Source organism: Pseudomonas sp. UTLPPB19802, assembly GCF_059730225.1.
The window spans coordinates 6,031,234-6,050,413 of the sequence record NZ_AP048545.1; the positions used below are offsets into that span (position 1 = coordinate 6,031,234).

At 61.1% G+C, this 19,180-nt stretch carries 15 protein-coding genes and 3 tRNA genes; 6 read left to right on the forward strand and 12 right to left on the reverse strand.

Annotated features, from left to right (window positions below; genetic code table 11):
- Nucleotides 1-7: 7 nt before the first annotated feature.
- The 4 genes from tig to AC6I6U_RS26105 form a co-directional block, all read right to left on the reverse strand.
- Complete coding sequence (gene tig / locus AC6I6U_RS26090; RefSeq protein ID WP_497878874.1) at nt 8-1,318, reverse strand: trigger factor; 1,311 nt, start codon at nt 1,316-1,318, stop codon at nt 8-10.
- A gap of 404 nt (nt 1,319-1,722) precedes the next feature.
- Nucleotides 1,723-1,807 (reverse strand) — tRNA-Leu (locus AC6I6U_RS26095).
- Nucleotides 1,808-1,865: 58 nt separating this feature from the next.
- Nucleotides 1,866-1,941: transfer RNA gene (locus AC6I6U_RS26100), tRNA-His, on the reverse strand.
- Between the two features lie 33 nt (nt 1,942-1,974).
- Nucleotides 1,975-2,051: transfer RNA gene (locus AC6I6U_RS26105), tRNA-Arg, on the reverse strand.
- A gap of 288 nt (nt 2,052-2,339) precedes the next feature.
- Here AC6I6U_RS26105 and folD point away from each other — a divergent pair.
- A complete protein-coding gene (folD, locus tag AC6I6U_RS26110) occupies nt 2,340-3,194 on the forward strand; it encodes a bifunctional methylenetetrahydrofolate dehydrogenase/methenyltetrahydrofolate cyclohydrolase FolD (protein ID WP_497878875.1) in 855 nt (284 codons plus the stop codon).
- Between the two features lie 219 nt (nt 3,195-3,413).
- Here folD and cysS read toward each other — a convergent pair whose 3' ends face one another.
- Together cysS and AC6I6U_RS26120 are read right to left on the reverse strand one after the other, a co-directional pair.
- Nucleotides 3,414-4,796 (reverse strand): cysteine--tRNA ligase, encoded by a 1,383-nt coding sequence (cysS, locus tag AC6I6U_RS26115; RefSeq protein ID WP_497878876.1) that lies wholly within the window; start codon nt 4,794-4,796, stop codon nt 3,414-3,416.
- 18 nt (nt 4,797-4,814) lie between these two features.
- On the reverse strand, nt 4,815-6,512 hold the full coding sequence (locus AC6I6U_RS26120) for a glutamine--tRNA ligase/YqeY domain fusion protein (RefSeq protein ID WP_497878877.1): 1,698 nt from the start codon (nt 6,510-6,512) through the stop codon (nt 4,815-4,817).
- Nucleotides 6,513-6,755: 243 nt separating this feature from the next.
- On the opposite strand from AC6I6U_RS26120, the gene AC6I6U_RS26125 reads away from it, so the two are divergent.
- Together AC6I6U_RS26125 and lpxH are read left to right on the forward strand one after the other, a co-directional pair.
- Nucleotides 6,756-7,259: a peptidylprolyl isomerase gene (locus AC6I6U_RS26125; RefSeq protein WP_497878878.1), complete on the forward strand. Its 504-nt coding sequence runs from the start codon at nt 6,756-6,758 to the stop codon at nt 7,257-7,259.
- On the forward strand, nt 7,256-8,005 hold the full coding sequence (gene lpxH / locus AC6I6U_RS26130; RefSeq protein WP_497878879.1) for a UDP-2,3-diacylglucosamine diphosphatase: 750 nt from the start codon (nt 7,256-7,258) through the stop codon (nt 8,003-8,005). Before AC6I6U_RS26125 ends, lpxH begins: the two co-directional genes overlap by 4 nt.
- 101 nt (nt 8,006-8,106) lie before the next feature.
- Here the strand turns inward: lpxH and AC6I6U_RS26135 are convergent, their stop codons facing one another.
- The 4 genes from AC6I6U_RS26135 to AC6I6U_RS26150 all read right to left on the reverse strand — a co-directional run bounded on the left by AC6I6U_RS26135 (nt 8,107) and on the right by AC6I6U_RS26150 (nt 12,859).
- Nucleotides 8,107-9,636: a DHA2 family efflux MFS transporter permease subunit gene (locus AC6I6U_RS26135; RefSeq protein ID WP_497878880.1), complete on the reverse strand. Its 1,530-nt coding sequence runs from the start codon at nt 9,634-9,636 to the stop codon at nt 8,107-8,109.
- Between the two features lie 63 nt (nt 9,637-9,699).
- Nucleotides 9,700-10,902 (reverse strand): HlyD family secretion protein, encoded by a 1,203-nt coding sequence (locus AC6I6U_RS26140; protein WP_497878881.1) that lies wholly within the window; start codon nt 10,900-10,902, stop codon nt 9,700-9,702.
- A gap of 15 nt (nt 10,903-10,917) precedes the next feature.
- Nucleotides 10,918-12,387 carry an efflux transporter outer membrane subunit gene (locus tag AC6I6U_RS26145; RefSeq protein WP_497878882.1) on the reverse strand — a complete coding sequence of 490 codons (1,470 nt, stop codon included), beginning with the start codon at nt 12,385-12,387 and terminating at the stop codon, nt 10,918-10,920.
- Nucleotides 12,377-12,859 carry a MarR family winged helix-turn-helix transcriptional regulator gene (locus AC6I6U_RS26150; RefSeq protein WP_497878883.1) on the reverse strand — a complete coding sequence of 161 codons (483 nt, stop codon included), beginning with the start codon at nt 12,857-12,859 and terminating at the stop codon, nt 12,377-12,379. The genes AC6I6U_RS26145 and AC6I6U_RS26150 overlap by 11 nt, the downstream gene beginning before the upstream one ends.
- A 361-nt stretch (nt 12,860-13,220) precedes the next feature.
- Between AC6I6U_RS26150 and AC6I6U_RS26155 the strand changes: the two genes are divergently transcribed.
- Nucleotides 13,221-13,625, forward strand: coding sequence for a type II toxin-antitoxin system HicB family antitoxin (locus AC6I6U_RS26155; protein WP_497878884.1), 405 nt, complete (start codon nt 13,221-13,223; stop codon nt 13,623-13,625).
- Here AC6I6U_RS26155 and AC6I6U_RS26160 read toward each other — a convergent pair.
- Nucleotides 13,622-14,227 carry a MiaE family protein gene (locus AC6I6U_RS26160; RefSeq protein ID WP_497878885.1) on the reverse strand — a complete coding sequence of 202 codons (606 nt, stop codon included), beginning with the start codon at nt 14,225-14,227 and terminating at the stop codon, nt 13,622-13,624. The two genes, AC6I6U_RS26155 and AC6I6U_RS26160, sit on opposite strands and share 4 nt — an antisense overlap.
- Before the next feature lie 217 nt (nt 14,228-14,444).
- On the opposite strand from AC6I6U_RS26160, the gene uspL reads away from it, so the two are divergent.
- Nucleotides 14,445-15,305: a universal stress protein UspL gene (uspL, locus tag AC6I6U_RS26165; protein WP_497878886.1), complete on the forward strand. Its 861-nt coding sequence runs from the start codon at nt 14,445-14,447 to the stop codon at nt 15,303-15,305.
- 71 nt (nt 15,306-15,376) lie between these two features.
- Here the strand turns inward: uspL and AC6I6U_RS26170 are convergent, their stop codons facing one another.
- Nucleotides 15,377-15,847, reverse strand: coding sequence for a DUF1289 domain-containing protein (locus AC6I6U_RS26170; protein ID WP_497878887.1), 471 nt, complete (start codon nt 15,845-15,847; stop codon nt 15,377-15,379).
- A gap of 455 nt (nt 15,848-16,302) precedes the next feature.
- Here AC6I6U_RS26170 and acnB point away from each other — a divergent pair, with 455 nt between their 5' ends.
- Nucleotides 16,303-18,903: a bifunctional aconitate hydratase 2/2-methylisocitrate dehydratase gene (gene acnB, locus AC6I6U_RS26175; RefSeq protein WP_497883106.1), complete on the forward strand. Its 2,601-nt coding sequence runs from the start codon at nt 16,303-16,305 to the stop codon at nt 18,901-18,903.
- Nucleotides 18,904-19,180: the final 277 nt, after the last annotated feature.

The window sequence follows — 19,180 nt, forward strand, 5'->3', positions numbered from 1 at the left end:
CAGAAAATCATTCGGCCTGTGGAGCTTCCGCAGGCTTCACTGCTTCTTCGTAGGAGACCGATTTATCGGTCACTTTCGCCTTCTGCAGAACAGTATCCACAACTTGTTCTTCCAGCACAACCGAACGAACTTCGTTCAGCTGCTGTTCGTTCTTGTAGTACCAGGACACAACTTGCTCTGGTTCCTGGTAGGCAGAAGCCATTTCCTGGATCAGTTCGCGAACACGGTCTTCGTCAGGCTTGAGATCGAACTGCTTGACTACTTCAGCGACGATCAGGCCCAGGACAACACGGCGCTTGGCTTGTTCTTCGAACAGTTCGGCCGGCAGTTGGTCAGGCTTGATGTTGCCGCCGAACTGCTGAACAGCCTGCACGCGCAGACGGTTCACTTCGTTCTCCAGCAGGGCCTTTGGCACTTCGATCGGGTTTGCAGCCAGCAGGCCGTCCATTACCTGGTTCTTGACCTTGGACTTGATCGCCTGACGCAGTTCGCGCTCCATGTTCTTGCGAACTTCGGTGCGGAAGCCGTCCAGGCCGCTTTCCTTGATGCCGAACTGGGCGAAGAAGGCTTCGTTCAGCTCAGGCAGGGTCGGTGCGGAAACGCTGTTCACGGTCACGGTGAACTCGGCGGTTTTGCCAGCCAGGTCCAGGTTCTGGTAGTCCTCTGGGAAGGTCAGGTTCAGAACGCGCTCTTCACCAGCCTTTGCACCCACCAGGCCATCTTCGAAGCCAGGGATCATGCGGTTGGAACCCAGAACCAGCTGGGTGCCCTTGGCGGAGCCGCCAGCGAACGCTTCGCCGTCGACCTTGCCAACGAAATCGATGTTCAGCTGGTCTTCGTTCTGAGCAGCACGCTCGGCCACTTCAAAACGGGTGTTCTGCTTGCGCAGGATTTCCAGCATGTTGTCCAGATCGGCATCAGCCACTTCGGCGCTCAGGCGCTCGACGGCAATGGAGTCGAAACCGGCAACGGTGAACTCAGGGAACACTTCGAAGGTAGCGATGTATTCCAGGTCCTTGCCCTTCTCCAGCACTTTCGGCTCTACCGAAGGCTGGCCAGCAGGGTTCAGCTTCTGCTCGACCACTGCTTCATAGAAGGAAGCCTGGATGACGTCGCCTACCGCTTCCTGGCGGGCATCAGCTTCGTAACGCTGACGGATCACGCTCATTGGCACCTTGCCAGGGCGGAAGCCTGCAATCTTGGCCTTTTGGGCAGTCTGCTGCAGACGCTTGTTGACCTGGGTCTCGATGCGCTCAGCTGGCACGGTGATGCTCATGCGGCGCTCAAGAGCCGATGTATTTTCAACAGAAACTTGCATGGATATTCCTCGTTGCACAGACGTTAGCCGGCCGTTTCCGACCTCAGAAGCAAGGGCATGCATTCTAGTGGGTCATACTCAAGAAGTCACCCTGCTGAAAACGAGCAGGAAACAGCCGGTAATTATTCGTCGGAACAGGCTGTTGGCATCCTTTTCCGACAACACGCAATCACTCGCACCAGAGCCATCGTCGCCCTTTCCATAAAAAGAAAAGGCGGCCGACCGATACCCCGGCGATCAGTCCGCCAAACAGACCGACGACAGAACCGGCAGCATCCGGCAACAACACCGCAACCAGGCATGACGCCTGGACAACCGTCATCGCCAGACCGACCGAGGCCTGAAACAAAAACGGCGCAGCCCTTATTCAGGTGCTGCGCCGTCTTGTGTATTTGAAGCCAATTTGGTGCGGACGAAGAGACTCGAACTCTTACGCCTCGCGGCGCTGGAACCTAAATCCAGTGTGTCTACCAATTCCACCACGTCCGCGGGTCAAACCGTTAAAGCAAAGACGCCAGATGATTAATCTGGCGTCTTTATTCGAATATGGGGTGGACGATGGGGATCGAACCCACGACAACAGGAGTCACAATCCTGTGCTCTACCAACTGAGCTACGCCCACCATATTGCGTTACTTGTGCCAAAGCTGCCTAAATGGCGCACCCGGCAGGACTCGAACCTGCGACCATCCGCTTAGAAGGCGGATGCTCTATCCAGCTGAGCTACGGGCGCCTTATTAATCTGTACTCTATTATGACTACAAACTAAGAGCTTCAATCTTGCTGAGCTAGGCTTAACATCCACCTATTCAGCTCGACCTTCTTAACCAGTGCTAGGCTGTGCCCGACAAGTGCGACGAATGTTATAGACGAGTCGGAAGGTCGTCAACTCTTTTTTGAAAAAAATTTAGAAATATAAAGGAGTTAGGGGAATATCCAGACCAAGCGCCTTTGCCCTCGCGCCCTGGCGTGCGAGAATGTGCGCTCTTTTTCCACCCCTTTCGATGGTTAATCACGCGTCATGACTGCACAACTAATCGACGGCAAGGCGATCGCTGCTCGTCTGCGCCAGCAGATCGCTCAACGTGTCGCCGAGCGTCGCCAGCAGGGTCTGCGTACGCCAGGCCTCGCAGTGATTCTGGTCGGCAGCGATCCTGCCTCCCAGGTATACGTCTCGCACAAGCGCAAGGACTGCGAAGAGGTCGGCTTCATTTCGCAAGCCTATGACCTGCCCAGCGAAACCACGCAGCAGGCACTGACTGAACTGATCGATCGCCTGAATGATGATCCAAGCATCGACGGTATCCTGCTTCAGTTGCCGCTGCCGCAACACCTGGATGCCTCCAAGCTGCTGGAACGCATTCGCCCAGACAAGGACGTGGATGGTTTCCATCCTTATAACGTCGGTCGCCTGGCCCAACGCATTCCATTGCTGCGCCCCTGCACGCCGAAAGGCATCATGACCCTGCTGGAAAGCACCGGCACCGACCTGTATGGAATGAATGCGGTAATCGTCGGTGCTTCCAACATCGTGGGTCGCCCGATGGCCATGGAACTGCTGCTGGCCGGTTGCACCGTGACCGTGACCCACCGCTTCACCAAGGACCTGGCCGGCCACGTTGGCCGTGCCGACCTGCTGGTGGTGGCCGCCGGCAAGCCAGGCCTGGTCAAGGGGGAGTGGGTCAAGGAAGGTGCGATCGTCATCGACGTAGGCATCAACCGCCAGGAAGACGGCAAGCTGGTCGGTGACGTGGTCTACGAGACTGCCCTGCCCCGCGCCGGCTGGATCACACCGGTTCCAGGCGGCGTTGGCCCGATGACCCGCGCCTGCCTGCTGGAAAACACCCTGTATGCGGCCGAATCGCTGCATGCCTGACAAGCGACAGCAGTAAAGACAAAGGCACCTTCGGGTGCCTTTGTTGTTTATGGGGCGCTGTTCGCGGATAAATCCGGCCCCCACAGATTTTCGGCGCACACAAAATACCTGCCTGGTGCCAACTGCCGTGGAAGCCGGATTTATCCGCGAACGGGGACACCGCCATTCTCACAAACAAAAACCCGCACAAGGCGGGTTTCTGTTCACTCAACACACGATTCAGTCAGCCAGGCGCCAGGTCGTACCGCCCTTGCCGTCCTCCAGCACCACACCCATGGCGGTGATCTGGTCGCGGATGCGGTCGGATTCAGCCCAGTCCTTGTTGGCCCGCGCCGCCAGGCGCGCCTGGATCAGCGCTTCGACCTGCGCCGCATCAACACGGCCTTCGGCGCCAGCCTGCAGGAACTCGTCCGCCTCCAACTGCAATACACCGAGCACATCGGCCAATTGCTTGAGACGCGCCGCCAGCCCGGCCGCCGCATCGACATCGATCTCACGCAGACGGTTGATCTCACGCACCATCTCGAACAGCACGGCGCAGGCCTCGGGGGTACCGAAGTCGTCGTTCATCGCCTGGGTGAAACGCTCGACGAACGCCTCGCCACCGGTAGCCGGTACGTTCGGCAGGCCTTTCAACGCATGGTAGAAACGCTCCAAGGCACCCTTGGCGTCCTTGAGGTTGTCTTCCGAATAGTTGATCGCACTGCGGTAGTGGCTCGCCACCAGCAGATAACGCACGACCTCCGGGTGGTACTTGTCCAGCACATCGCGAATGGTGAAGAAGTTGTTCAGGGACTTGGACATCTTCTCGCCGTTGATGCGAATCATGCCGCAGTGCATCCAGGCATTGGCGTAGGTCTTGCCGGTGGCCGCCTCGCTCTGGGCGATTTCGTTCTCGTGGTGCGGGAACTCCAGGTCGCTGCCGCCGCCATGAATGTCGAAGGTCTCGCCAAGGCAGCAGGTCGACATCACCGAGCACTCGATATGCCAGCCCGGACGCCCGGCGCCCCACGGCGATTCCCAGCTCGGCTCGCCAGGCTTGGCCGCCTTCCACAGGACGAAGTCCAGAGGGTCCTGCTTGGACTCGTCGACCTCGATCCGCGCACCGATGCGCAGGTCTTCGATCTTCTTGCGCGACAGCTTGCCGTAGCCCATGAACTTGCCGACGCGGTAGTACACGTCGCCATTACCCGGTGCGTAGGCATAGCCCTTGTCGATCAGGGTCTGGATCATCGCGTGCATGCCGGCGATATGATCGGTGGCCCGCGGCTCCATGTCCGGCTTCCTGATGTTCAGCCGCGCCTCATCCTCATGCATCGCCGCGATCATGCGCTCGGTCAACGCCTCGAACGACTCGCCGTTCTCGTTGGCCCGATTGATGATCTTGTCGTCGATGTCGGTGATATTGCGCACGTAGGTCAGGTCGTAACCACTGAAACGCAACCAGCGGGTCACCAGGTCGAAGGCGACCATGCTGCGACCATGGCCCAGGTGGCAGAAGTCGTAAACGGTCATCCCGCAGACATACATGCGCACCTTGTTGCCATCCAGCGGTTTGAAGACTTCTTTGCTCTTGGTGAGCGTGTTGTAGATCGTAAGCACGTTAATTCCTTGACTGAATCACTGACCCCAGGAGTCGCGCAGGGTCACCGTACGGTTGAATACCGGGGCGCCTGGTTTCGAGTCCTTGATATCCGCGCAGAAGTAGCCTTCGCGCTCGAACTGGAAACGGTCTTCCGGCTGTGCGTTGCCCAACGAGGGTTCGGCACGACAACCAGTGAGGACCTGCAGGGAGTCAGGGTTGATGTTGTCCAGGAAGCTCGCGCCGTCTTCGGCCTTCTCCGGATTCGGCGAGCGGAACAGACGATCGTACAGGCGCACTTCGCACTCGACGCTGGCGGCTGCCGGCACCCAGTGGATCACGCCCTTGACCTTGCGACCCTCGGGGTTCTTGCCCAGGGTGTCCGGGTCGTAGGAGCAGCGCAGTTCGACGATGTTGCCATCGGCATCCTTGATCGCCTCGTCGGCACGGATCACGTAGCTGCCACGCAGGCGCACCTCACCAGTTGGTTCCAGGCGCTTGTAGCCCTTCGGCGGCTCTTCCATGAAGTCGTCGCGGTCGATGTAGATCTCGCGGGCGAACGGCAACTGGCGCACGCCCATGTCTTCCTTCGGATGGCACGGCAGTTCGAGGTTCTCGACCTGGCCTTCCGGGTAGTTGGTGATCACCACCTTCAGCGGACGCAGCACGCACATGGCGCGCGGCGCACTCTGGTCGAGGTCGTCACGGATGCTGAATTCGAGCATGCCGAAGTCCACCACGCCGTCGGAACGGTTGGTGCCGACCATCTCGCAGAAGTTGCGGATGGATTTCGGCGTGTAGCCACGACGACGGAAGCCCGACAGGGTCGACATGCGCGGGTCGTCCCAACCGTTGACGTGCTTCTCGTCCACCAGTTGCTTGAGCTTGCGCTTGCTGGTGATGGTGTAGTTCAGGTTCAGCCGCGAGAACTCGTACTGGCGCGGCTTGCATGGCACCGACAGGTTGTCCAGGAACCACTCGTACAGCGGACGATGGCTTTCGAACTCCAGGGTGCAGATCGAGTGGGTAATGCCCTCGATGGCATCCGACTGGCCGTGGGTGAAGTCGTAGATCGGGTAGATGCACCACTTGTCACCGGTCTGGTGGTGGTGGGCATGGCGGATACGATAGAGGATCGGGTCGCGCAGGTTCATGTTCGGCGACGCCATGTCGATCTTGGCCCGCAGCACGCGCTCGCCGTCCTTGAACTCGCCAGCCTTCATGCGGGCGAACCAGTCGAGGTTTTCCTCAACCGAACGCTCGCGGAACGGGCTGTTCCTACCAGGCTCGGTCAGGCTGCCACGGTATTCCTTGGCCTGCTCCGGGGTCAGGTCGTCGACATAGGCCTTGCCGGCCTTGATCAGCTCGACCGCCCAGTCGTGCAACTGGTCGAAATACTGCGAGGCATAGCGCACTTCACCGGCCCACTCGAAGCCCAGCCACTTGACGTCGCTTTCAATGGCGTCGATGTATTCCTGGTCTTCCTTGGCCGGGTTGGTGTCGTCGAAACGCAAGTGCGTGACGCCACCGAACTCCTGGGCCAGGCCAAAGTTCACGCAGATCGACTTGGCGTGGCCGATGTGCAGGTAGCCGTTGGGCTCAGGCGGGAAACGCGTGACGATCTGGGTGTGCTTGCCCGAATCCAGGTCGGCCTGAATGATCGGGCGCAGGAAATTGACCGGGACAGCCGGGCCGGTCTTGGCGTTCGAAGTAGGGTCGACAGTGGGCTTGCTCATAAGATCCTTGGACGTAACAAGTGCGTGGCCCGGATAGGCCGGGTCAATCAAAACTCCTATCATAGCCGAACCTGTCAAGCCCCTGACAGGGCCAGCCGGAAAACCGCTGCTTTTAATACCGGCGGTATAAAAACCCTCGAAATGCCCGGCAAGCACGTTAAACTCCCCGCCCAGGTTGTGGCGCCGCCCGTTGCAAGGGCCAGCCGCAGTTCCACGAATTCCCTGAACAGAGCGATAGCTACCATGACTCAAGTCAAACTGACTACCAACCACGGCGAAATCGTTCTCGAGCTGAACGCCGAGAAAGCCCCGCTGACCGTTGCCAACTTCACTGAATACGTCAAGGCCGGCCACTACAGCAACACCGTGTTCCACCGCGTCATCGGCAACTTCATGATCCAGGGCGGCGGTTTCGAGCCAGGCATGAAGGAAAAGAAAGACAAGCGCCCAAGCATCCAGAACGAAGCGGATAACGGCCTGCCGAACGAGAAGTACAGCATCGCCATGGCCCGTACCATGGAGCCGCATTCGGCTTCGGCGCAGTTCTTCATCAACGTCACCGACAACAGCTTCCTCAACCACAGCGCCAAGACCGTACAGGGCTGGGGCTACGCGGTATTCGGCAAAGTCATCGCCGGCACCGAAGTGGTCGACAGCATCAAGGGCGTTGCCACCACCATGAAGGCAGGCCACCAGGACGTACCGGCAGAAGACGTGATCATCGAGAAAGCCGAGATCATTGAGTGATACTGCTGATTTCAGACTTGCATCTGGAAGAGGAGCGCCCGGATATCACCCGGGCGTTTCTGGATTTCCTCGCCGGGCGAGCCCGTTCGGCACAAGCGTTGTACATCCTGGGCGACTTCTTCGAGGCCTGGATTGGCGACGACGCCATGACCCCGTTCCAGCGCTCGATCTGCACGGCGCTGCGTGAGGTCAGTGATGGTGGCACCCCGATTTTCCTGATGCACGGCAACCGCGACTTCCTGCTCGGCAAGGCCTTCTGCAAGGCCGCCGGAGCCACGCTGTTGAAAGACCCGAGCGTGGTGCAGATGAATGGCGAACCGGTGCTGTTGATGCACGGCGACAGCCTGTGCACTCGCGACGAGGCCTACATGCGCCTGCGTCGCTATCTGCGCAACCCCATCACCTTGTTCGTCCTGCGGCACCTGCCGTTGAGTACCCGGCACAAACTGGCGCGCAAGCTGCGCAGCGAAAGTCGGGCGCAAACCCGGATGAAGGCCAACGACATCGTTGACGTGACCCCGGAAGAAATCCCGCGGATCATGCAGCAATACGGCGTGCGCACCCTGATCCACGGCCATACCCACAGGCCGGCGATCCACAAGCTGCAACTGGGCAGCCAGGCGGCGAAGCGTATCGTGCTGGGCGACTGGGATCGCCAGGGTTGGGCGTTGCAGGTGGATGAACAGGGATTCCAGCTGGGCGAATTCGAGTTTCCGCCTCCGCCGGCGCTGCCCCTGCTCCATTAAAAGCTTCGCGGGCAAGCCCGGCTCCTACAGGGTTCTACCGTGTGTAAGAACGACGCAGCTCTGTAGGAGCCGGGCTTGCCCGCGAATGGGCTTGACTCGGATCAATGCCCCGCTGACGCCGGCCCGGCTTTCGCCGCAAACGGCGGCTTGGCCAGCCACACCAACAGCATCAACCCCATGAACCCCCAGCCCAGCAGCGTGAAATAGTCCACGGTCGACAGCATGTACGCCTGACTGCTGAGGATCTGGTCCAGCTGGCTGTAGGCCTGGCTCCCCGCCCCACCGAGATTGTTCAGCGCCTCGCGCGTCGCCGGATCGAACGGGGTGATGCTCTCGCTCAGGTAGGCGTGATGCTGGTCCGCCCGGCGAATCCAGATCCAGGTGGTCAACGAGGCAGCGAAACTACCGCCCAGCGTACGCAGGAAGGTCGCCAGGCCCGCGCCGTCGGCGATCTGCTGCGGCGGCAGGTCCGACATCAGGATGCTCAGGGTAGGCATGAAGAACAGCGCCACACCGATCCCCATGAACAGTTGCACCAGCGCCACATGCTCGAAGTCCACCTCATTGGTGAACCCGGCGCGCATGAAGCAGCTCAGGCCGATCGCCAGGAACGCCAGGCCCGCCAGCAGGCGCAGGTCGACCCGGTTGGCGTACTTGCCGACGAAGGGCGACATCAGCACCGGCAGGATACCGATCGGCGCCACCGCCAGGCCCGCCCAGGTCGCGGTATAGCCCATCTGGGTCTGCAGCCACTGCGGCAGGATCAGGTTGATCCCGAAGAACCCGGCATAACCGAGCACCAGCACGATGGTACCGATGCGGAAGTTGCGATAGGCAAACAATCGCAGGTTCACCACCGGATGCTCATCGGTCATTTCCCAGATGACGAACACCGCCAGGGCGATTGCCGAAATCACTGCACCGATGATGATGAAATTCGATTCGAACCAGTCCAGGTCGTTGCCCTTGTCGAGGATCACCTGCAACGCACCCACCCCGATGATCAGGGTCAGCAGGCCGATATAGTCCATCGGCTGCCGACTGATCACCACTGGCCGGGCCTTGAGCTGCTGGCGCACCACGGCAGCGGCGAAAATGCCGATCGGCACGTTGATGAAGAAGATCCACGGCCAGCTGTAGCTGTCGGTGATCCAGCCCCCGAGGATCGGCCCGGCAATCGGCGCGACCACCGTGACCATCGCCAGCAACGCCAGGGCCATGCCTCGTCGCGCCGGCGGATACACGGCGATCAGTAGCGTCTGGGTCATCGGATACAGCGGCCCGGCCACCAGGCCCTGGAGCACCCGGAAGCCCACCAGCTCAGGCATCGAGGTGGAAATACCGCAGAGAAACGAGGCCAGCACGAACAGCAGCGTGGCCCAGATGAACAGTTTTACCTCACCGAAGCGCCGGCTCAACCAGCCGGTCAACGGCAAGGCAATGGCATTGCTCACGGCGAAGGAGGTAATGACCCAGGTACCCTGTTCCGAACTCACCCCGAGGTTGCCGGAGATGGTCGGCAGTGCAACGTTGGCGATGGTGGTGTCGAGCACCTGCATGAAGGTCGCCAGCGACAGGCCGATGGTGCTGAGCAACAGGCTCGGCGGGGTAAATGACGCGTTCGAACTCATCGCGAATCCTTTGGAACTAGGCAGGCGCTGCGACGACCAGGGTCGCAGCGGGGGATTGGCGACTCAGCGCTGCGCCGTCTTGGTCGGCGTTGCACTGTTTTCGTGAATCAGGCGAGTGATCACCGCATCGGCATCGGCCAGTTGCTGCTGGTAGACGCTGGTGGTGAACGAGGCTTTCTGTGGCGGCTGCTGGGCCAGTACCGGGCCGCTCTGGTCATGCAGGTCGACCTCGACCTGGGTCGACAGCCCGACCCGCAGCGGATGCTTGACCAGGTCCTCGGCATTGATGTGCACGCGCACCGGCACCCGCTGGACGATCTTGATCCAGTTGCCGGTGGCGTTCTGCGCTGGCAGCAGGGCAAAGGCGCTGCCGGTACCGGCACCGAGGCTGTCGATGGTGCCGCTGTACTTCACGTCGCTGCCGTACAGGTCAGACTCGATGTCCACCGCCTGGCCGATACGCATCTGGCGCAACTGGGTTTCCTTGAAGTTGGCGTCGATCCACAGCTGGTCGAGCGGGATCACCGCCATCAGCGCAGCACCCGGCTGCACACGCTGGCCCAGCTGCACGGTGCGCTTGGCCACATAACCGGTCACAGGGGCGACCAGGGTGCTGCGAGCATGAGCCAGGTAAGCCTGGCGCAACTGGGCAGCAGCGGCTTTCACATCCGGATGGTTGGAGACCACCGTGTCGTCGACCAGCGCATTACTACTGTTGAGCTGCTGCTGAGCGTTGCTCAGGGCGCTCTGGGCCGAGGTCAGGTCGTCACGGGCGTGGGACAGCTCCTCCTGGGAGATGGCGCCGCTGGCCGCAAGATTCTTGCGGCGGGTGAAGTTTTCCTGGGCTTTCTGCACCGCCGCTTTCTGCGCCGCAACCTGGGCCTTCATGCCATCGACGTTGCTGTACAGGCCACGGACCTGACGCACGGTCTTGGCCAGGTTGGCCTCGGCGCTCTGCAGGCCGATTTCGGCATCGCTCGGGTCGAAGTTCACCAGCACCTGGCCCTCATGCACCAGGTCACCGTCATCGGCGCCGATGCTAACCACCGTACCGGTCACCAGAGGCGTGATTTCCACGACGTTGCCGTTGACGTAGGCGTCGTCGGTGCTCTCGCTCCAGCGACCGTAGAGTTCGTGCCAACCCCAGACTGCCAGGCCACCGACCACGACCACCAGGGCGAGCACGAGCAGCATGACCTTGCGTTTGCCGGAATTGGCAGCACCAGGATTGTTTTCAACCGAATTTTCTTGGGCAGGGGTAGCCATGACAATTACCTTGAATTAGTGAGTCTGTGCGGCCGGGCCTTGGCTGCCCAAGGCGACGTTCTCGGCGTGGAATCCACCGCCAAGGGCCTGCATCAACTGAATGGAAAGATCGATCTGCTGGGCATTCAGTTCCGCCAATTGGCGCTGGGCCTGCAACAGGGTCTGCTCGATGGTCAGCACGTCCAGGTAGTTGCCGATACCCGCGCCATAGCGCTGGACCACCGTGTCGTAGGACTGCTGGGCGATATCTGCGGCGTGCTGCTGCACGGCGATCTGCCGGCCGATCTCGCGCAATTGCTGGATCGTGTCACTGACATCCCCCAGTGCCTTGACCAGGCTCTTGTTGTACTGCGCCACCGCCAAGTCGTAATCGGCGTCCTTGGCATCGAGCCCGGCACGCAGGCGGCCGCCGTCGAAAATCGGCAGCGAAACGGTCGGCCCGACACTGAAGAAACGGCTGGCCGAACCGAACAGCGCGTCGCCCAACAGGGACTCGGTCCCGGCAGCGGCACTCAGGTTGAGGTTCGGGTAGAAACGCGTCTTGCCGGCGGCGATATCCTTGCTCGCGGCCTCGACCCGCCAGCGTGCAGCCACCAGGTCGGGACGCCGGCCCAGCAGCTCGGCCGGCAGGCTCGATGGCAGCGCGACGACTGCGGGCTGGAGGATTTTCGGCCGGGCCAGTTCATTCCCCCGGTCCGGCCCCTTGCCCAGGAGTACCGCCAGCGCGACCTTGGCGCTCTGCAGTTTCTTGCGCGCATCGATCACCTGCTCTTCGGAGCTGGCGGCCAGGCTTTCGGTCTGCTGGTACTGGTAATGGCTGTCGATCCCTGCGCCCAGGCGGCGCTGGCCCAATTCGAGCATCTGCCGGGTGCGCTTGAGATCATCGTTGGCCAGGTCATGGACGATATAGGCCTCGCCCAGGTTGCTATAGGCCCGCGCCACATCGCCGGCCAGGGTCAGGCGTGCCGCCTGCTGGTCGACTTCGGCGGCCCGCGCCTGGCCGAGAGCGGCCTCCCAGGCATCACGCTGGCCACCCCAGAGGTCGAAGGTGTAGTTGAAGTCCAGGCCCAGCTTGCGCACCGTGTCGTAGGCCCCACCCTGCCCCTTCGGGTCCTGGTCCCTGGGCAGGCGGGAGCGAGTCACGCCGCCGCTGGCGTCGAGAGTCGGCATGCGCGCGGCGTCGGCGGCATAGGCCGCGGCGGTAGCCTGGTGGGTCCGCGCACTGGCGACCTGCATGTCGGGACTGTCACGCAAGGCTTCCTGGATCAGCCCATCGAGCTGCAAGTCACCGAGGCTTTTCCACCAGTCGCTCGACGGCCAGGCCGCCGTCGACAGATCGATCCCCTTGAGCGACTGCTCGGTTTTGAGGTCCTTCGCATCGAGGCTCACTCCAGAGGTCGTCAGCCCCTGGTAGCTGGCACAGCCCACCAGGGCCATCGCCAGGAACACCAGACTGAAACCGCTGCGCAAGGTTTTACCGTTCATTTTTTTCACCTACCCGCAGCAGGGTGATCGAGTCCCCGGCTGCCAGCAAAATCTTCTTGAGAATGTCTTCCAGGGTTTGCAGCTCGTCACGGGTGATCGCGCCAGCCAATTCGTTCATGGCGTCGGCACCAATTTCCGGCAGGCGATCGGCAAGGGCCTGGCCCTGCCCGGTCAGCACCAGGCGCACCTGGCGCCGATCACCCTCCGAGCGCTGGCGCACCAGCAGATCCTTCTGTTCCAGGCGGTCGAGCATCCGCGTCATCGAACCGCTATCGAGCGACAGGTGGCGGCACAGCTCGGCCGGCGAGTCGACGCCAAACTGGGCCATGATGATCAGCACCTTGAACTGCGCCGCGGTAATGCCATAAGGCACCATGTGGGTATCGATGATCCGGTCCTTGAGCAACGCCGCACGCCCCAGCAGTAGGCCGAGATGGCAGTTGTGAAAGTCTTCCGGAAGGAAATGCTTCATAGGGTCACCAGAAAGCTGCCTAGGCAGAGAATGGTATGGATATTACTGCCTAGGCAGTTAATGTCAAAGAAATTGTTAGCAAGCTTTTCAAAGAGCCGATGGAAGGTATGAGCCAGTAGCGTATGGAAATAGACAGCAACCGGCTTAGATGAAAGCGAGCTGAACGACCATCCCGCCCTTCATCTCAACTGTCGGGAGACGAGGGGCAGCACTTTTCGATAGATAACTCTAGACACACCTTTAACAGCGCTATCTGATGGGAGAGAGGCTAGGCTTCCTGGACAGGATCGATCAGGGAATCATGTGTGACCACAAGGACACGGGCGGGCTCGGCTTGAACCGGCTCCCCCAGGAGGAGATCATGCAATATCCCATTGCTATTGAATGGGGTGATGAACACACCGCCATCAGCATCCAGATTCCGGACATCCCGGGTGCCGTGACCGCCGGCGATACCTTCGAGCAAGCCCATGACGCGGCTATCGAGATCGCCCATATCCGGCTCGAGGAAATTGCCGCTGGCGGCGAACTGGTGCCGATGCCATCGCCAGTGCTTGCCCACAGGCAGAACCCCGACTTCGCCGAAATGGGCTGGGGCATGCTGGAAATCGATATCTCGCCCTACCTGGGCAAGACCGAGAAGGTCAATGTCACCCTTCCCGGTTTCGTGATCCAGCGCATCGACCGCTACGTACGCGACCACCGGATCAAGAGCCGCTCGTCGTTCCTGGCCGATGCTGCGCTGGAAAAACTGATGCGCGGTTAAGCGGCCGGGACGCCGCTGTGGAACCGGAACTCGACGTCCGGTGATTCGATCAGCTCCTGTTCGGCCGCCCGAACCCTGTCGATGACCTTGGCGATGTCCGCGGCGTCGCCATATTGGTAGGCCAATTTCAGATAACCCTGAAAGTGCCGCGCCTCGCTCTTGAGCAGGCCGAAGTAGAACTTGCCCAGTTCTTCGTCCAGATGCGGCACCAGGGCTTCGAAGCGCTCGCAACTGCGAGCCTCGATGAACGCCCCGACCACCAGCGTATCCACCAACTTTACCGGCTCATGGTTACGCACCACCTTGCGCAAGCCCGACGCGTAACGGCCGGCGGAAAGTTGACGCAAATCGATGCGACGGCGCTTCATCAGGCGCATCACCTGCTCGTGATGCACCAACTCCTCCCGCGCCAGGCGCGACATCATGTTGATCAGGTCGACATGGGAGTGATACTTGGCGATCAGGCTCAGGGCCGTGCTCGCGGCCTTGAACTCGCAGTTCTTGTGGTCGATCAACAGGGTTTCCTGGTCGGCCAGCGCTGCCTGCACCCAGGCATCCGGCGTGCGGCAGCCGAGAAACTCGTGAATTTCCGGCAGGTTCACAGGGACGCTCCCGGCAATGCGCAGCGAATGGGGTCGAACAACGAAAGAATCGGCAACATGGGGCTCACAAAGGGGTCGGGCAACTCAAGGGCGCCGATTATACGGGTCCAGCGGCGGACCACCAGCCATCTGCCTTGATATGCATCAAGTTCAGGGCGAACGCAGGGCAACTATAGTTAGGTCATGCCGACTTCGGACCTCTGGGAGCAAGCTGACCATGCAAACCATCCGCAGCATTCTGGTGATACTCGACCCCGATCACGCCCACAGCCTGGCGCTCAATCGGGCCAAATTGATTGCCAAGGTCACGGATGCACACTTGCACCTGCTGATGTGCGACCCCCGGCACGACCATAGCGCCCTGCTCTCACTGCTCAAGAGCCAGCTGCACGACGACGGCTACAGTGCCACGGCGGAACAGGCGTGGGACAAGACCCTGCACGACACGATCATCGGCGTGCAACAGGCCGAGGGCTGCGGCCTGGTAATCAAGCAACACCGTCCAGACAGCCCACTGAAAAAGGCCCTGCTGACGCCATCGGACTGGAAACTGCTGCGCTTCTGCCCCTGCGCGGTGCTGATGGTCAAGACCGAAACACCTTGGGCCGGCGGGGTGATTCTCGCCGCCGTGGACGTCGGCAACTCGGACGAGGGCCACCGACACCTGCATGCAAGTATTGTCGACCATGGCTATGACATTGCCAGCCTGGCCAAGGGCCGACTGCACGTGATCAGCGCCCACCCCTCGCCGATGCTCTCGGCTGCTGATCCGGTGTACCAACTGCGGGAAACCATCGAGGCGCGTTATCGCGAGCAGTGCCGGGCGTTCCAGGCAGAGTTCGATGTCGATGACGAACACCTGCATATCGCCGAAGGACCGGCGGATGTGCTGATCCCGCACATGGCGCACAAACTGGACGCAGTCGTCACGGTGATCGGCACGGTAGCGCGTACCGGGATTTCCGGAGCATTGATCGGCAATACCGCCGAGGTGGTGCTGGATTCACTGGAAAGCGATGTGCTGGTACTCAAGACCCAGGAGATCACCGACCACCTGGAGGAACTGGCCAGGGGCTGAGGCTCGCAGGGCATTTGAGGGCCTCTTCGCAGCGGTTCGGCGCGAAGAGGCCGGCACAGGTGACAACCATCTCAGCTACCCAACGCTTCCTTGAGAAAGCCCGGGGCGATGTAGCGCTCGTAGTGTGCTTCGGACAAGAGGAAAAATTCCCGATCAATGGCATCGCGCAGCTCCGGTAGCGCCCAGTCGCGAAACTCCGGCAGCAGCACCATGCCATAGGCATCCAACTGGTTGATCACCCGCGCGCCACGCGCAATCAATTGATAAGCCCAGCAATATTCCGACTGATGGGGCACGAAGCGGATCTTGCGGCTCTCCAGTTGCTGGTGCAGTTTCACCGGGTCGAACACCTCCAGCTTGGCCACCATGACCTGCACCAGCAGCTGCTCCAGGCGCAACCACACCGCACGCTTCTGTTCCTCGTCGTAGCCGTTCCAGTGGATCACTTCATGGTGGAAGCGCTTGCAGCCACGACACACCAGATCACCGTAAACAGTGGAGCAGAGGCCGACGCAGGGGGTCTTGATAGTCTGATTGGGCATGGGCAGGAGAAACGCGCAGAAGCAAAACAGGCCCGCATGTTAGCCCTTTGTCTAAGAAGGGTCACCCCCGAACCTGTAGGGCTTACCTTACCTTTCTTCAGAATATGCCGTAGAATTGTTCTGCCTTTTTAGGCGCCAATGTCCGTTGGAAGCTGTTTTCAAAGCGTCACGAGCACAGTTTAGGGTGAAGCCAGTCCCAGGACGCTTCATCCACCGGGTGGTTCCCCACCCTCACCCTGAAGAACGACGTTGGCTCGGGAATTTCCGCCCGGAAGTTCTCGCGCCGACCCTCATCTGCTCCGTTCCGAAGGCGTAAAACTTTGAAAACAGCTTCTGTTGGAAATCGCGGAAACTCTGGCTAAGCGGCCCAAAAAGCCCCGCAGCGCATGAGTACCGTGCATTTCTGGATGAGCGTCCCGGACACCCATTTGGGACCACTGATGAGGGTAATAACTGTGCTTGAAGCCTACCGCAAACATATCGAAGAGCGCGCAGCCCTGGGTATCGTGCCCCAGCCGCTTAACGCCGAACAAACCGCAGGCCTGGTCGAGCTGCTGAAGAATCCCCCGGCTGGCGAAGAAGCTTTCCTCGTTGACTTGATCACCAACCGTGTTCCGCCAGGGGTGGACGAAGCCGCCTACGTCAAGGCCGGTTTCCTCTCTGCCGTGGCCAAGGGCGAAGCCCAGTCCCCGCTGATCGACCGCAAGCGCGCCACCGAACTGCTCGGCACCATGCAGGGCGGCTACAACATCGAGACCCTGGTAGCCCTGCTCGATGACGCCGAACTGGCGCCGGTTGCCGCCGAGCAACTCAAGTACACCCTGCTGATGTTCGACGCTTTCCACGACGTGGCCGAGAAAGCCAAGGCTGGCAATACCCACGCCAAGGCCGTCCTGGAGTCCTGGGCCGCCGGCGAGTGGTTCACCGCCCGTCCAGCCATCGCCGAAAAGTACACCCTGACCGTGTTCAAGGTCCCTGGCGAAACCAACACCGACGACCTGTCCCCTGCCCCGGACGCCTGGTCGCGCCCTGACATCCCGCTGCACGCCCTGGCCATGCTGAAAATGGCCCGTGACGGTATCGAGCCTTCCCAGCCAGGTTCGGTCGGCCCACTGACACAGATCGAAGCGGTCAAGGCCAAGGGCTTCCCGGTTGCCTACGTCGGTGACGTGGTCGGTACCGGTTCCTCGCGTAAATCCGCCACCAACTCGGTGCTGTGGTTCTTCGGCGACGACATCCCGTACGTTCCAAACAAGCGCGCCGGTGGTTTCTGCTTCGGCACCAAGATCGCCCCGATCTTCTACAACACCATGGAAGACGCCGGCGCCCTGCCGATCGAATTCGACTGCACCAACCTGGCGATGGGTGACGTCATCGACGTCTATCCGTTCAAGGGCGAAGTACGCCGCCACGGCAGCGACGAGCTGGTCACCAACTTCGAACTGAAAACCGAAGTGCTGCTGGACGAAGTCCGCGCCGGCGGCCGTATCCCGCTGATCGTCGGCCGCGGCCTGACCGGCAAGGCTCGTACCGAGCTGGGCCTGGCACCATCAGACCTGTTCAAGACACCTGACGCTCCGGCTGCCAGCACCAAGGGTTTCACCCTGGCGCAGAAGATGGTCGGCAAGGCATGCGGCGTCGAGGGCATCCGTCCTGGCACCTACTGCGAACCGAAGATGACCACCGTCGGCTCCCAGGACACCACCGGTCCGATGACCCGTGACGAACTGAAGGACCTGGCGTGCCTGGGCTTCTCCGCCGACCTGGTGATGCAGTCCTTCTGCCACACCGCGGCTTATCCGAAGCCGATCGACGTCAAGACCCACCACACCCTGCCCGACTTCATCATGACCCGTGGCGGCGTGTCCCTGCGTCCAGGCGACGGCATCATCCACAGCTGGCTGAACCGCATGCTGCTGCCGGACACCGTCGGCACCGGTGGCGACTCCCACACCCGTTTCCCGATCGGTATCTCCTTCCCGGCCGGTTCCGGCCTGGTCGCCTTCGCTGCGGCCACCGGTGTCATGCCGCTGGACATGCCCGAGTCGGTACTGGTTCGCTTCAAGGGCAAGCTGCAGCCTGGCATCACCCTGCGCGACCTGGTTCACGCCATCCCTTACTACGCGATCCAGCAGGGCCTGCTGACCGTAGAGAAGAAAGGCAAAAAGAACATCTTCTCCGGCCGCATCCTGGAGATCGAAGGCCTGAACGAACTGACCGTCGAGCAAGCCTTCGAGCTGTCCGACGCCTCGGCCGAGCGTTCCGCTGCCGGTTGCACCATCAAGCTGCCGGAAGAAGCGATCGCCGAATACCTGAAGTCGAACATCACCCTGCTGCGCTGGATGATCGGCGAAGGCTACGGCGATGCCCGTACCATGGAGCGTCGTGCCCAGGCGATGGAAGCCTGGCTGGCCAAGCCGGACCTGCTGGAAGCAGACAAGGACGCCGAGTACGCCGCAGTCATCGAGATCGACCTGGCCGACGTCAAGGAGCCTGTGCTCTGCGCGCCGAACGACCCGGACGACGCCCGTCTGCTGTCCACCGTTGCCGGTGACAAGATCGACGAAGTGTTCATCGGTTCGTGCATGACCAACATCGGTCACTTCCGCGCTGCCGGCAAGCTGCTGGACAAGGTCAAGGGCGGCATCCCGACCCGTCTGTGGCTGGCTCCGCCAACCAAGATGGACGCACACCAACTGACCGAAGAAGGCTACTACGGCATCTACGGCAAGGCCGGTGCGCGCATGGAAATGCCAGGTTGCTCGCTGTGCATGGGTAACCAGGCACGCGTACAGACCGGTTCGACCGTGGTGTCCACTTCGACCCGCAACTTCCCGAACCGCCTGGGTGACTCCACCAACGTCTACCTGGCTTCGGCCGAGCTGGCGGCAGTCTCTTCGATTCTCGGCAAGCTGCCGACTGTCGAGGAATACATGGAGTACGCGAAGAACATCGACAGCATGGCTGCCGACATCTATCGCTACCTGAGCTTCGACCAGATCGCCGAGTTCCGCGACGCTGCGGCTAACGCGAAGATCCCGGTCGTTCAAGCCTAAGCGACACCGCAATAGAAAAAGCCCCGACTAGTCGGGGCTTTTTCGTTTCTGCTGTCGGGAGCTTGGTGGCGCAGCGTCTACCGGACTGCGACTTATCCGGTATTGTAGCTTGCCGGTCATCAGGCCCCACCCGGCACGGTGTGGCGAGCGGGCTTGCCCGCGCTGGGGTGCGAAGCACCCCCAAAAACCGATGGACGCGGACTGTCAGTAATATTGGGGATTATGGCTCTACGGCTGCCCTGCAGCCGAGCGCGGGCAAGCCCGCTCGCCACAAAAG